Here is a 13,036-nt window from a genome sequence, read left to right as displayed (position 1 = left end):
CCATAACGGGTATTGCGACCCGTTATGGCAATTTTACTAATTTATCGGCGATTGCTATACGCGCTTGAAGCGGGCGGCGAAGAAGCCGTCCATGCCGGCCATATGCGGATTGCCGCCAAAGCGTTCGGCTGGCAGGTCGGCAGGCGTGGATCGCAGATAGCCTTCCGACGTCACCAGTCCGTCCAGACCGGGGCAGTCGCGCTCCGTGATCGGGTCGGTTTCCAGAAGCGGATTCTCGTCCGCCTTGCGCGCCATTTCCTCGCCTTCGAGCGGGTGCAGCGAGCAATTGGAAAAGACGATCACGCCGCCGGGCTTCACCAAGGTCGCCGCATGGGCGAGAAGCCTGCCCTGAAGGTCGGCAAGTTTGGCGATGTCTTCCGGTGTTTTTGTCCATGGCACGTCGGGGTGGCGGCGCACCGTACCGGTGGAAGAGCAGGGCGCATCGAGCAGCACCGCGTCGAACAATTCGTCCGGTTCGAAGTCCATCAGGTTGGTCGCGACGGTCTTGGCCTTGAAGCCCAGCCGTTCCAGATTGCCGTTGAGACGCTTCAGGCGGTTTTCGGAAAGGTCGAGCGCGGTCACGTCCGCGCCCTGAAGCACAAGCTGCGCCGTCTTGCCGCCGGGGGCGGCGCAAAGGTCTGCGACCCGCTTGCCCTCGATATCGCCCAACAGGCGGGCGGGCAGGCTGGCGGCGGCATCCTGCACCCACCAGTCGCCTTCGGCAAAGCCGGGCAGGTCGGTGAGATTGCCTTCGATGGTTTGCAGGCGTACCGAGCCGTTGGGAAGCGCCACTCCGCCGAGTTTTTCGGCCCAGCCTTCCGGGTCGCCCTTCACGGTGAAGTCGATGGGCGGTTCATAGGCGTGCATGGCAAAAATGGCAGCGGCCTTTTCCGCGCCATAGGCGTCCGCGATGCTTTTGGCAAACCAGTCCGGCACATTGCGTTCCGGTTCTAACGTGTGCGCCAGCGCGCGTTCCTTGTTGCGCGAAAGGCGACGCAGAAGGGCGTTGACGAGACCGGCATATTTGCGGTTGCGCGGGTCGCTGCTGGCGGCTTCCACCGCCAGATCGACCGCCGAATGATCGGGCAGGTCGAGATAGAATATCTGCGCCACCGCCACATGCAGAAGATGTTTCAGCGCAACGGCGTTTTCCGGCAGGGGCCTGTCGAGGCGCTTGTCGATCGCGCGCTCGATGGCGCCGCGATTGCGCAAGCTCGCGCCGAGGATGGCGCGAACCAGTGCGCGGTCACGCGGCTCCAGCGCCAGATATTGCGGGTGGCCGTGGACATTGTCGGTCAGGCCGTCGAGCGACGTCTTCTTCTCGATCACCGCGCCGAGCAGGCGCGCGGCGCATAAACGCGCTGCCAGACCGGGGCGATCCGCGACATTGTTTTGTGCTTGCGGCTTTTTGTTTCCGCGCCGCGGTGCAGGCTTTTTATCGTTCACACTATTCTACTTTATCTACGACCATGGGCCCCGAAAGCCCGAACCGCCATTGTTGTTGCCGCCTGCATTACCCCATGGCCCACTGTTTTGGGAAGGGGCAGATGCGCGCGATGCCGCACCGGCGGAGCGGATGCCCATTTCGGCGGCAAGCTGTTCGAGTGCCGCGATGCGGTTGTCCGTGTCGGGATGGGTCGAAAAAAGACTGTCCGCGCCGCGCCCGCTCAACGGATTGATGATGAACATATGGGCGGTTGCCGGATTGTGTTCGGCCTCTTCGTTCGGGATGACCTTGGCGCTGCGCGCGATCTTGTTCAGCGCGGTGGAAAGCCATAGCGGATTGCCGCAGATTTCCGCGCCGCGCCTGTCGGCGGCATATTCGCGGGTGCGGCTGACGGCCATCTGCACGATCATGGCGGCAAAGGGGGCGACGATCATGGCGAGGAGGGTGCCGACCACGCCCATGATGCCGTTGCCGTTCTCGCGGTTGCCGCCCAGGAAGAAGGCGAAATTGCCGAGCATGGAAATGGCGCCGGCAAGCGTCGCCACGATGGTCATGGTCAGCGTGTCGCGGTTCTGGACGTGGGCCAGTTCATGCGCCATCACGCCCGCCACTTCCTCCGGCGTCAGGCGATTGAGAAGGCCGGTCGTGGCGGCAACGGCGGCGTTTTCCGGGTTGCGCCCGGTGGCAAAGGCATTGGGCTGGTCTTCGTGGATGATATAGACTTTCGGCATCGGCAGGCCGGCATTGGCGGCGAGACCGCTCACCATGCGGTAGTAGTCGGGGGCGCTGCGCTCGTCCACTTGCTGCGCATTATACATGCGCAGGACCATCTTGTCGGAATTCCAGTAGCCGAACAGGTTCATGGCCACGGCGATCGCAAGCGCGATCATCATGCCGCCTCCGCCGCCCAGCAAATAGCCGATGCTCATGAACATGACCGTCATGAGCGCGATCAGCATGGCAGTTTTGGTCATATTCATCCGTGGCGGTCTCCAAGTCAGCGGGAGTTTATCTCAAACGGGGTTTTGCGTCCCTACTATTCCTGCCTATATGATGGGTATCAAAAGCCTGCGCTTCAATAATGGAACCTAAGCGGATGACCGATAAACTCAACGCAACCGACATCGACGAGAACGCCGCGCCGCGCAAATTTGACGATCTGCCTCCGGCTGCCCAGCGCGCGCTGAAGGAAGCCGAAGAACGCCGCGCCGCCGAAAAAGAAGCGCAAGCGCCGCGCGAGATTGGCGGTCGCGGTGGCAAGGATCCCGCGCGTTTCGGCGACTGGGAGATCAAGGGGCGGACGATCGACTTCTGAAAAGTTTGGGATATTTCCGCCCTGCTGGCCTGCAAATCGCGCTCTTTTGCGCTTCCGGTGCTCATGTACTGAAGTACACTCCGCTCCGGTTCTCAAAGATCACGATTTTCGTCTCAGCAGGACGAAAATCTTACCAAACTTTGGCGCTCGTGCCGGAAAACAAAAGGCCGGGAAATTCCCGGCCTTTTCGCGTTACAGCTTGTTCTGGCGGTTTTGGATCAGGTCGTCCACCACACCTGGATCGGCAAGCGTCGAGGTGTCGCCCAACGCGCCGAAATCGTCCTCGGCGATCTTGCGCAGGATACGCCGCATGATCTTGCCCGAACGGGTTTTCGGCAGGCCCGGCGCGAACTGGAGCTTGTCCGGTGTGGCGATGGGACCGATTTCCTTGCGCACGTGCTGGGTCAGTTCCTTGCGCAGTTCGTCGGCGTCCTGCGCGTCCGCTCCGGTCATCAGCGTGACATAGCAATAGATGCCCTGTCCCTTGATCGGATGCGGATAGCCGACAACGGCGGCTTCCGAAACCGAATGGTGCGAGACAAGCGCCGATTCGATTTCCGCCGTGCCGAGACGGTGGCCGGAAATGTTCAAGACGTCATCGACGCGGCCGGTGATCCAGTAATAGCCGTCTTCGTCGCGGCGGCAGCCGTCGCCGGTGAAATACTTGCCCTTGTAGGTGGAGAAGTAAGCCTCGATGAAGCGCTGGTGATCGCCGTAAAGCGTGCGCATCTGGCCCGGCCAGCTATCGGTGATGCACAGATTGCCGTCCGATGCGCCGTCGATCACATTGCCTTCGCCGTCCACCAGCTCCGGCTTGATGCCGAAGAAGGGACGCGTGGCGGAACCGGGCTTGAGGTCGGTCGCGCCCGGCAGCGGCGTGATGAGGATGCCGCCGGTTTCCGTCTGCCACCAGGTGTCGACGATCGGCGACTTCTGGTCGCCCACGACATTGTAATACCATTCCCAGGCTTCCGGGTTGATCGGCTCGCCCACGGAGCCGAGTAGCCGCAGCGAGGAGCGCGAGGAGCGCGTGACGAACTCGTCGCCAGCGCCCATCAGCGCGCGAATGGCGGTTGGCGCGGTGTAGAAGATATTGACGTGGTGCTTGTCCACCACTTCCCAGAAACGACCCTGATCGGGGAAATTCGGCACACCCTCGAACATCAGCGACGTCGCGCCATTGGCGAGCGGTCCATAGACGATATAGGAGTGACCCGTTACCCAGCCCACATCCGCCGTGCACCAGTAGACGTCGCCATCATGATAGTCGAAGACATATTGATGGGTCATGGAGGCATAGACGAGATAGCCGCCCGTGGTGTGCAGCACGCCTTTCGGCTTGCCGGTGGAGCCGGACGTATAGAGGATGAAGAGCGGGTCTTCCGCGTTCATCGGCTCCGGCTCGCAGGTCGCCTCGACCGTGGCGACTTCCTGATGATACCACAGGTCGCGACCGCGGCCCCAGCTCACCTTGCCGCCGGTGCGGCGCACGACCAGCACCTTGTTGACCAGGACATATTGCTTGGCGGCAATGTCGATGGCCGTGTCGGTGTTTTCCTTCAGCGCGACCGGCTTGCCGCCGCGCACGCCTTCATCGGCGGTAATCACGAAGGTGGATTCGCAATCGACAATGCGGCCCGCGAGCGCTTCCGGCGAGAAGCCGGCAAAGACCACGGAATGCACAGCGCCGATGCGCGCGCAGGCGAGCATGGCGTAAGCGGCTTCCGGGATCATCGGCAGGTAGATCGTGACGCGGTCGCCCTTCTTGACGCCGTGCTTCTTCAGCACATTCGCCATGCGGCAGACATTTTCATATAGCTCGCGATAGGTGATCTTCTTGTCGATATAGGGATTGTCGCCTTCCCAGATGAGGGCGACCTTGTCGCCGCGGCTCTTCAGATGGCGGTCGATGCAATTATAGGAAACATTGGTGACGCCGTCTTCGTACCACTTGATCGAAACGTCGCCGTCGAAGCTCGTATTCTTGACCTTGGTAAACGGCTTGAACCAGTCGATACGCCGGCCATGCTTTGCCCAGAATCCGTCCGGATCGGTCACGCTCTCCTGATACCAGTCGAGATAGGTTGCGTCGTCGATGAGCGTGTTCTTCTTCGCCTCGGCCAGCACCGGGTAAAGCTTTTCCGACATGATGTCCTCCTTCAGCATTTCCGCGAGCCGGACGGCAAGATTCCGTTCGCATAAATGCACCCAAAAATGCCCGGCACCTCCCGCCGGATGAAACGGCCCGCCGCGAAAGCAAGGCCATCGGGTGCCTTGTCTACCGTCCATTGCCGGCAAGGTAAATTAGACAATCGGCGCGTCCATGTTCCACAATGACGCACAATCTTCGGGGCGGACTGGCAGCACTCGATCGAGATTGTTGCTAATATATTGTTTTTACTGTTTAAAAACTATTCAAGACGATTATCTCTTATTCAGGAGCCTGACAATATGGCTCTTCACAAAAAGGGGAAATCGCCATGACGACGTCCGCTTTGAATTTGAAATCCGCTTTCGAACTGCAACTCGCCGGTTACGGCCTGACCACGGCGAAACTGTTCTATCACCTGCCGGATCATCCGCATCTCATCCAGCTTTTTGTCTGGCAGGATTACGATCTCGCGCCGGAATTTCCGGTGCTGTGTCATTTTCTGGAATTCTGGCAGCGCGAGATCGAAGGACCGCTGCATTCCGTCAGCTACACGCATTGCCGCCTGCTTGGTCCATCGGACTGGCGCAATGTGCAGGGCGAGGTCGTCCTGCACTGAAAGGCGGGCATACAGTCAGGTTGGATAGCTGCGCCCGCCGAAGATGGCCGAACCAACGCGCACCGAGGTCGCACCGAAGCCGACGGCGGTTTCATAGTCGTCGGACATGCCCATGGAGAGCTTTTCGACGCCCGCCTCGCGCGCAAGCTTTTCCAGAAGCGCGAAATGCGGCCCCGGATTTTCGTCGGCGGGCGGAATGCACATCAGCCCTTCGATGGCGAGGCCATGTTCCTTGCGGCAGCGCTCGACAAAGGCGACGGCTTCCTTCGGAGCAATGCCGGCCTTCTGCTCTTCAAGCCCGGTATTCACCTGCACATAGAGCTTCGGGCTTTTGCCCTGCTTTTTGATTTCGGCGGCCAAGGTCGCGGCGATCTTTTCGCGGTCCACGGTTTCGATGACATCGAAAAGGACGACGGCATCGGCGGCCTTGTTGGATTGCAGCGGGCCTATGAGGTGCAGTTCAATACCGGCATAATCTTCACGCAGTTCCGGCCACTTGCCTTGGGCTTCCTGCACGCGGTTTTCACCGAAGACGCGCTGGCCCGCGTCGAGGGCGGGGCGGATGGCATCCGCATCGAAGGTTTTCGACACGGCGACGAGCGTGACCGAGCCTTGCCTGCGGTGCGATTCCTTTTCGGCATTGGCGATTGCAGTCTTGACCGTGTTGAGATTGGCTACGACATCAGACATGGAACCCTCGCTTTCAGGCTTTTCATCCGCAAAAACTTGACGCTCCCGCCAATACGTGGTGAAGGTCGCCATAACTATCGACTCTCCTTATTGCATCACCTTCGTACGAGTAAATACGCTCATGGCATCCGAACGTTATAATCCGCGCGTGGCGGAAGCGCACTGGCAGAAGATCTGGGACGAAAACCAGACTTTTAAAACAGATAACAGTGATCCCCGCGAGAAATATTACGTGCTCGAAATGTTCCCCTATCCTTCGGGGCGCATCCATATGGGCCATGTGCGCAACTATGCGATGGGCGATGTCGTTGCCCGCTACAAGCGCGCCAAGGGTTTCAACGTGTTGCACCCGATGGGCTGGGACGCCTTCGGCATGCCTGCGGAAAACGCGGCGATGCAGAACAAGGTGCATCCCAAGGAATGGACCTATCAGAACATCGCCACGATGCGCAGCCAGCTGAAATCGATGGGCCTGTCGCTCGACTGGTCGCGTGAATTCGCAACCTGTGATGTGGATTATTATCACCGCCAGCAGATGCTGTTCATCGACCTTTATGAAAAGGGTCTGGTGACGCGCAAGACCTCCAAGGTCAACTGGGACCCGGTCGACAATACCGTGCTTGCCAATGAGCAGGTGGTGGACGGTCGCGGCTGGCGCTCGGGCGCGCTGGTCGAACAGCGTGAACTGACGCAATGGTTCTTCAAGATCACCGATTTCAACGAGGAACTGCTGGCCGGTCTCGACACGCTCGACCAGTGGCCGGAAAAAGTCCGGGTCATGCAGAAGAACTGGATCGGCAAGTCGGAAGGCTTGCAGGTGCGTTTCGCGCTCGACGGCCAGACCGCGCCTGCCGGTTTCTCGGAAGTGGAAGTCTACACCACCCGCCCGGATACGCTGTTCGGCGCGGCTTTCGTGGCCATTTCCGCCGATCATCCGCTGGCGAAGAAGCTTGCCGAAAACAATGCCGATCTTACCGGCTTCATCGACGAGTGCCATCAGCAGGGCACGTCCCTGGCCGCGCTCGAAACGGCTGAAAAGAAGGGCTTCGACACCGGCGTCAAGGTCAAGCATCCGTTCGATGACAATTGGGAACTGCCGCTTTACGTCGCCAATTTCGTGCTGATGGAATATGGCACGGGCGCGGTGTTCGGCTGCCCGGCGCACGATCAGCGCGACCTGGATTTTGCCAATAAATACGGCCTCAAGGTCACGCCGGTGGTTCTGCCCAAGGGTGAGGACGCGGCAGGTTTCAGCATTGGCGACACGGCCTATACCGACGATGGCGTGATGATCAATTCGCGCTTCCTCGACGGCATGACGCCGGAAGCGGCCTTCGATGAAGTGGCGAACCGGCTGGAAAAGAGCAGTCTCGGCAATCGCCCGCAGGCTGAGCGCAAGGTTCAGTTCCGCCTGCGCGACTGGGGCATTTCGCGCCAGCGCTATTGGGGCTGCCCGATCCCGATGATCCATTGCGAGGCTTGCGGCGTCAATCCGGTGCCGCGCGCCGATCTGCCGGTCAAGTTGCCCGATGACGTGGAATTCGACCGTCCGGGCAATCCGCTCGACCGTCACGCGACCTGGCGTCACGTGAAGTGCCCGAAATGCGGCGGCGATGCGCGGCGCGAGACGGACACGATGGATACATTCGTCGATTCGTCCTGGTATTATGCGCGCTTCACCGCGCCGTGGGAAAACGAGCCGACGGATCGCAAGGTTGCCGACCGCTGGCTGCCGGTCGATCAGTATATCGGCGGCATCGAACATGCGATCCTGCATCTTCTTTATTCGCGCTTCTTCACCCGCGCGATGAAGGTTGCCGGTCATGTCGGCATCGATGAGCCGTTCAAGGGCCTGTTCACGCAAGGCATGGTGGTGCACGAAACCTACAAGGCCAACGGCCAGTGGGTGGCGCCCGCCGATATCCGCATCGAGGAAGTGGACGGCAAGCGCGCGGCGACCATGCTCGACGGCGGCGCGCCGGTTGAAATCGGCTCGATTGAAAAAATGTCGAAGTCGAAGAAGAATGTGGTCGATCCCGACGACATCATCGCGTCTTACGGCGCGGATACGGCCCGCTGGTTCATGCTGTCCGATTCGCCGCCGGAACGTGATGTGATCTGGACGGAAGCGGGCGCGGAAGGCGCGCATCGTTTCGTGCAGCGCGTCTGGCGCCTGATTTCGGAAGCCTCTGACGCGCTGAAGGACGTGGCGCCGAAAGCCGGAACCGGCGGCGAGGCGCTGGCCGTTTCCAAGGCCGCGCACAAGGCGGTGAAAGCCGTCGGCGACGATATCGAAAAGCTCGCCTTCAACCGTGGCGTGGCGCGTCTTTACGAACTGGTCAACACGGTCGCGGCTCCGCTTCAGGCGGTCGCGGCGGGCAAGGCCGACGACGAATTGAAGGCTGCCCTGCGTGAAGCGACCGAAATGCTGGTCATGATGCTGGCGCCGATGATGCCGCACCTGGCCGAACAGTGCCTCGCAGCGCTGGGCGGCAGGATCGGCGGCAAGGAAACGCTGGTTGCCCGCAGTGCCTGGCCGGTTTTCGATCCGGCTCTGGTAGTGGAAAACGAGATCGTTCTGCCGGTGCAGATCAACGGCAAGAAGCGCGGGGATTTGACAATCGCGCGCGACGCTGATCAAGCTAGCATCCAGCAGGCGGTGCTCGCACTTGACTTCGTCAAGGCTGCGCTCAACGGGGGCTCGCCGAAGAAGGTTATCGTGGTGCCGCAAAGGATCGTCAATGTCGTTGCCTGATCGCTTTTTCTCCGCAATCAAAGCTTTTCGGGTCGCGTTCTTCGCGCTCGGGGCGGCGGTTCTGATGGCTGGCTGCACCGTACAGCCGCTTTATTCCTCCGGCGCGGGTGCCGGCGGGACCATAGGCGGCAGCGTTGCACCGGATATGCGCGCCAAGCTTGCTTCGGTGTCGATCGATCCGGCGAACAGTATTTACGGGCAGCAGGTGCGCAACCGCCTGATCTTCCTGCTCGGCGGCGGGGCCGGTGAACCGGCCAATCCGGGCTATCGCCTGAGCCTCGGCCTGAGCCGTTCCGTGATATCGGCGGTGAGCGTGGATATCGGCGACAATACCGATCGTACCGGCCGTCCGTCGGCCGGTATCGTCAAGGCGACGTCGAATTTCGTCCTGCGCGACAAGGACGGCAAGCCGCTTGCCACCGGTACGCGCACGGCTGGCGCTTCCTTCGACCGTCCGCGTCAGGAATTCGCCAATCTGCGCGCGCAGCGCGATGCCACCAAGCGCGCCGCCGAAGAGCTGGCCGAACAGGTCTTCCTCGCACTGGCGCAAAAGATGTCGAAACTCTGAGAGCCTGCTCCAAAGGTCGCCATGAGCGGCTGCAAATGGCAATTTGTCTCAAGTTCCGGTGCTCATGTACCCAGAAGTACACTGCGCTCCGGTACTCGGAAATCACCATTTTCGCACGCTCATGCCGCTTTTTGATTCAGGCTCCGATTGCAGTCACTGGCAATCGAAATGAACATAAAAACGGCGGGTCACCGACCCGCCGTTTTTCATGAATTGCATATAGCCGGAGCGGGCTTAACTCTCAGTTGAATCGTTGTTCCGCTCTGGTTTTTGTTTGAGCATGATCTTATCCGAAAACCGGTTCCCACTTTTCGGGATCAAGCTCGATCATGCTCGATCAGGCGATCTTCTGGCCGGTCTTCGCCCAGTCAGCGAGGAAGGCTTCGAGGCCCTTGTCGGTCAGCGGATGCTTGACGAGCGCCTTCAGCGTTGCAGGCGGCGCGGTCACGACATCGGCGCCGATCAGCGCTGCTTCCTTGACGTGATTGACGGTGCGAACCGAAGCGGCGAGGATTTCCGTGCGGAAATCGTAATTGTCATAGATGGTGCGGATTTCCGCGATCAGTTCCATGCCGTTGATGCCGGTATCGTCCAGACGGCCGATGAAGGGCGAGATGTAGGTCGCGCCGGCCTTGGCGGCGAGCAGTGCCTGGTTGGCCGAGAAGCACAGCGTCACATTGACCTTGTGACCTTCCGACGACAGCTTCTTGCAGGCGCGCAGACCGTCCAGCGTCAGCGGAACCTTGATGCAGATATTGTCTGCAAGCTTGGAAAGAACGGCTGCTTCCTTCATCATGCCGTCGAAATCCGTCGCGGTGACTTCCGCCGAAACCGGGCCCTTGACGATGCCGCAGATTTCCTTGGTGACTTCAAGAATGTCGCGGCCCGACTTTGCAATCAGCGACGGATTGGTGGTCACGCCATCGACCAGCCCGAGGTCGTTCAGTTCGCGGATTTCCTTGACGTCCGCAGTGTCCACGAAAAACTTCATGAGAGCGTTCCTCCATAGTGAGCGCGGGTGATATTCGGAAATTAAAACCATTTAAGTCCCGGAAGGTGGCTTTTCTTTAGCGCAAAGCCGCGCCAAGGTCACGCGATCATGTCGAAAGATTCGCACGATATTTCCAGTCTCTTTCCAGAGCCCGCGCTGCGGGTCGTTCCCGTGCTCGTGCCGATGCCCGCGGAACGGCCTTATTCTTATATGGTCCCTGAGGGCATGGACGTCCAGCCCGGCTCCATCGTGCGCGTGCCGCTCGGGCCGCGCGAAGTCGCGGGGATCGTTTGCGAGGGCGAAACCGACGCGGTGGATGCAAGGAAATTGCGATCCATTTCAGAGGTTTTCGATTGTCCGCCGGTCAATGGCGAGATACTGCGCTTCATGCGCTGGGCGGCCGATTACACGCTGTCGCCGCCGGGTATGGTGGCGCGCATGGTGCTGCGCGTGCCCGCTGCCTTCGACCCCGAACCGCCCGTGCCGGGGCTGCGCTATGCAGGGGGCGAGCCGGAGCGCATGACCGAGGCGCGCGCGCGCGTCATGACACTTGCCCGCGACGGCCTTGCCTGGACCAGATCAGGTCTGGCGCACGCCGCTGGCGTTTCCACAACCGTTGTCGAGGGCTTGAAGGCGCAGGGCGTGTTGGAAGAAGTCATGCTGCCGCCTCCGGCAGTGGTCGCGAAGCCCGATACGGATTATGCGCGCGCCACGCTTTCGGAGGACCAGCAGGCGGCGGCGGAAATGCTGTCCGATGCCGTTTCCGCGAACAGATTTTCGGTGTCGCTTCTCGATGGTGTGACGGGTTCCGGCAAGACCGAAGTGTATTTTGAAGCAGTGGCCAAGGCTCTGGAGCAGGGCAGGCAAGTCCTGATTCTCCTGCCGGAAATCGCGCTGACCCAGCAGTTTCTCGACCGTTTCCACGACCGTTTCGGCGCAAAACCCGCCGAATGGCATTCCGATCTGGCGCCGCGCACTCGCGAGCGCGTCTGGCGCCAGGTGGCCGAAGGCACGGTGCGGGTCGTGGCGGGCGCGCGTTCGGCACTGTTTCTGCCGTTCAAGGAACTTGGCCTGATCGTGGTCGATGAAGAACATGATCCGGCTTACAAACAGGAAGACCGCGTTTTCTACAATGCCCGCGACATGGCGGTGGTGCGCGGCCATATTGGCGGCTTTCCGGTGGTGCTGGCTTCGGCCACGCCGTCTATCGAAAGTCAGGTCAATGCCGAGCAGGGACGCTACAGGCGAATCAAGCTTTACGGTCGCTATGCCGAGGCAGCGCTTCCTGATCTCAAAACCATCGACATGCGGCGTTCTCCGCCGCCGCCGGGCCGGTTTCTCTCGCCCGCGCTGACCGAAGCCGTGGGCAAGACGGTCGAGCGTGGCGAGCAGGCGCTTCTGTTCCTCAATCGGCGCGGCTATGCGCCTCTGACGCTGTGCCGCGTCTGCGGCCATCGCTTCCAGTGCCCGCAATGTTCGAGCTGGCTGGTCGAGCACCGGTTTCGCGGACAGCTCATGTGCCATCAATGCGGCTATCACGAGCCGGTGCCGGAGGCTTGTCCCGAATGCGGCACGCTCGATCATCTGGTCGCCTGCGGCCCCGGCGTCGAACGCATTGCCGAGGAAGTGGCCGCGACCTTCGACAAGGCGCGAATCATTGTTCTTTCGTCGGATATGGCAGGCGGGGTAAAGCGGCTTCGGCTCGAACTCGACGCCATCGCCAAGGGCGAGGCGGACATCGTCATCGGCACGCAGCTTGTCGCCAAGGGGCATAATTTCCCCAATATGACGCTGGTGGGCGTGGTGGATGCCGATCTGGGGCTGGCCAATGGCGATCCGCGCGCGGCGGAACGCACTTTCCAGCTTCTCAATCAGGTGACGGGCCGTGCGGGCCGCACGGGCCGCAAGAGCCTCGGCCTCATCCAGACCTATCAGCCGGACCACCCGGTGATGCGCGCCATTGTGAGCGGCGATGCGGAAGCCTTTTATGCGCGCGAAATCGAGGAGCGCGAGCGCAGCGCCCTGCCGCCTTACGGGCGGCTTGCGGCGCTGATCATTTCTGCCGACAATCGCCCTGATGCGGAAAATCATGCGCGTGCGCTGCGCCGCGCAGCCCCTTCGTCGCCGGAGATTTCCGTCCTTGGTCCGGCAGAGGCGCCGCTGGCAATGGTGCGCGGACGCCATCGCTTCCGCATTCTCGTGCATGGCACGAAACGCGCGGATATTCAGGGGTTTATCCGGGCTTTGCTGGCTGCCGCGCCGAAGGAGCGCGGTTCGATCAGGGTACAGGTGGATATTGATCCGCAAAGCTTCCTGTAGGCTGTTGATATTCAGGCTCTGCCGGCCTGCAAATAGCGTCTTGGTACGCTTCCGGTGCTCACGTACTTCAGGTACGCTCCGGTCCGCCAATCCACTATTTTCGGCACGGCAGAGCCTGAATCTGAACAGCCTATGCGGCGGACGTGGCGGATGCACTTCATGTCGAATTCCGTTATGACTGCG

The 13,036-nt window shown here is 60.8% G+C and carries 10 protein-coding genes and 1 pseudogene; 6 read left to right on the top strand and 5 right to left on the bottom strand.

All coding sequences use genetic code 11. From position 1 onward, the window contains the following. Nucleotides 1-54 precede the first annotated feature (54 nt). On the bottom strand, nucleotides 55-1,446 hold the full coding sequence (locus FHS76_RS14095) for an RsmB/NOP family class I SAM-dependent RNA methyltransferase (RefSeq protein WP_183653785.1): 1,392 nt from the start codon (nucleotides 1,444-1,446) through the stop codon (nucleotides 55-57). 15 nt (nucleotides 1,447-1,461) lie between these two features. After that, complete coding sequence (gene htpX, locus FHS76_RS14090; RefSeq protein WP_183653783.1) at nucleotides 1,462-2,427, bottom strand: zinc metalloprotease HtpX; 966 nt, start codon at nucleotides 2,425-2,427, stop codon at nucleotides 1,462-1,464. 116 nt (nucleotides 2,428-2,543) lie between these two features. Here htpX and FHS76_RS14085 point away from each other — a divergent pair, with 116 nt between their 5' ends. Continuing rightward, a complete protein-coding gene (locus FHS76_RS14085; RefSeq protein ID WP_183653781.1) occupies nucleotides 2,544-2,762 on the top strand; it encodes a DUF1674 domain-containing protein in 219 nt (72 codons plus the stop codon). A 192-nt stretch (nucleotides 2,763-2,954) separates the two neighbouring features. Here FHS76_RS14085 and acs read toward each other — a convergent pair whose 3' ends face one another. Next, a complete protein-coding gene (gene acs / locus FHS76_RS14080) occupies nucleotides 2,955-4,910 on the bottom strand; it encodes an acetate--CoA ligase (RefSeq protein WP_183653779.1) in 1,956 nt (651 codons plus the stop codon). A 332-nt stretch (nucleotides 4,911-5,242) separates the two neighbouring features. Between acs and FHS76_RS14075 the strand changes: the two genes are divergently transcribed. Beyond that, nucleotides 5,243-5,530 (top strand): usg protein, encoded by a 288-nt coding sequence (locus FHS76_RS14075; RefSeq protein ID WP_183653777.1) that lies wholly within the window; start codon nucleotides 5,243-5,245, stop codon nucleotides 5,528-5,530. A gap of 15 nt (nucleotides 5,531-5,545) precedes the next feature. Here the strand turns inward: FHS76_RS14075 and FHS76_RS14070 are convergent, their stop codons facing one another. Beyond that, nucleotides 5,546-6,220, bottom strand: a complete 675-nt coding sequence (locus tag FHS76_RS14070; protein WP_183653774.1) for a YggS family pyridoxal phosphate-dependent enzyme — start codon at nucleotides 6,218-6,220, stop codon at nucleotides 5,546-5,548. Nucleotides 6,221-6,341: 121 nt separating this feature from the next. On the opposite strand from FHS76_RS14070, the gene leuS reads away from it, so the two are divergent. The 3 genes and pseudogenes from leuS to FHS76_RS22905 all read left to right on the top strand — a co-directional run. Further along, the gene (gene leuS, locus FHS76_RS14065) at nucleotides 6,342-8,975 is read left to right on the top strand and encodes a leucine--tRNA ligase (RefSeq protein WP_183653770.1); all 2,634 of its coding nucleotides are present in this window, start codon (nucleotides 6,342-6,344) and stop codon (nucleotides 8,973-8,975) included. Further along, a complete protein-coding gene (lptE, locus tag FHS76_RS14060; protein WP_183653755.1) occupies nucleotides 8,962-9,543 on the top strand; it encodes an LPS assembly lipoprotein LptE in 582 nt (193 codons plus the stop codon). The genes leuS and lptE overlap by 14 nt, the downstream gene beginning before the upstream one ends. Beyond that, a pseudogene (locus FHS76_RS22905) lies at nucleotides 9,540-9,686 on the top strand (flagellar basal body P-ring protein FlgI); the annotation flags it as partial. The gene lptE and the pseudogene FHS76_RS22905, both read left to right, overlap by 4 nt. A 194-nt stretch (nucleotides 9,687-9,880) precedes the next feature. Here FHS76_RS22905 and fsa read toward each other — a convergent pair. Continuing rightward, nucleotides 9,881-10,534, bottom strand: coding sequence for a fructose-6-phosphate aldolase (gene fsa, locus FHS76_RS14055; RefSeq protein ID WP_183653752.1), 654 nt, complete (start codon nucleotides 10,532-10,534; stop codon nucleotides 9,881-9,883). Nucleotides 10,535-10,642: 108 nt separating this feature from the next. Here fsa and FHS76_RS14050 point away from each other — a divergent pair, with 108 nt between their 5' ends. Further along, nucleotides 10,643-12,853 (top strand): primosomal protein N', encoded by a 2,211-nt coding sequence (locus tag FHS76_RS14050; protein ID WP_183653749.1) that lies wholly within the window; start codon nucleotides 10,643-10,645, stop codon nucleotides 12,851-12,853. The last annotated feature ends 183 nt before the right edge of the window (nucleotides 12,854-13,036 follow it).

Origin of the sequence: Brucella daejeonensis (assembly GCF_014199265.1) — a bacterium.
Taxonomy (GTDB): domain Bacteria; phylum Pseudomonadota; class Alphaproteobacteria; order Rhizobiales; family Rhizobiaceae; genus Brucella; species Brucella daejeonensis.
Note: the sequence above shows the minus strand (reverse complement) of the source record. Positions and strands in the feature narration are given on the sequence as shown.

Coding starts and splice junctions, on each gene's coding strand:
- FHS76_RS14075 (WP_183653777.1), top strand. CDS start 5,243: ATGACGACGTCCGCTTTGAATTTGAAATCCGCTTTCGAACTGCAACTC.
- FHS76_RS14085 (WP_183653781.1), top strand. CDS start 2,544: ATGACCGATAAACTCAACGCAACCGACATCGACGAGAACGCCGCGCCG.
- FHS76_RS14050 (WP_183653749.1), top strand. CDS start 10,643: ATGTCGAAAGATTCGCACGATATTTCCAGTCTCTTTCCAGAGCCCGCG.
- htpX (WP_183653783.1), bottom strand. CDS start 2,427: ATGAATATGACCAAAACTGCCATGCTGATCGCGCTCATGACGGTCATG.
- fsa (WP_183653752.1), bottom strand. CDS start 10,534: ATGAAGTTTTTCGTGGACACTGCGGACGTCAAGGAAATCCGCGAACTG.
- acs (WP_183653779.1), bottom strand. CDS start 4,910: ATGTCGGAAAAGCTTTACCCGGTGCTGGCCGAGGCGAAGAAGAACACG.
- lptE (WP_183653755.1), top strand. CDS start 8,962: ATGTCGTTGCCTGATCGCTTTTTCTCCGCAATCAAAGCTTTTCGGGTC.
- leuS (WP_183653770.1), top strand. CDS start 6,342: ATGGCATCCGAACGTTATAATCCGCGCGTGGCGGAAGCGCACTGGCAG.
- FHS76_RS14070 (WP_183653774.1), bottom strand. CDS start 6,220: ATGTCTGATGTCGTAGCCAATCTCAACACGGTCAAGACTGCAATCGCC.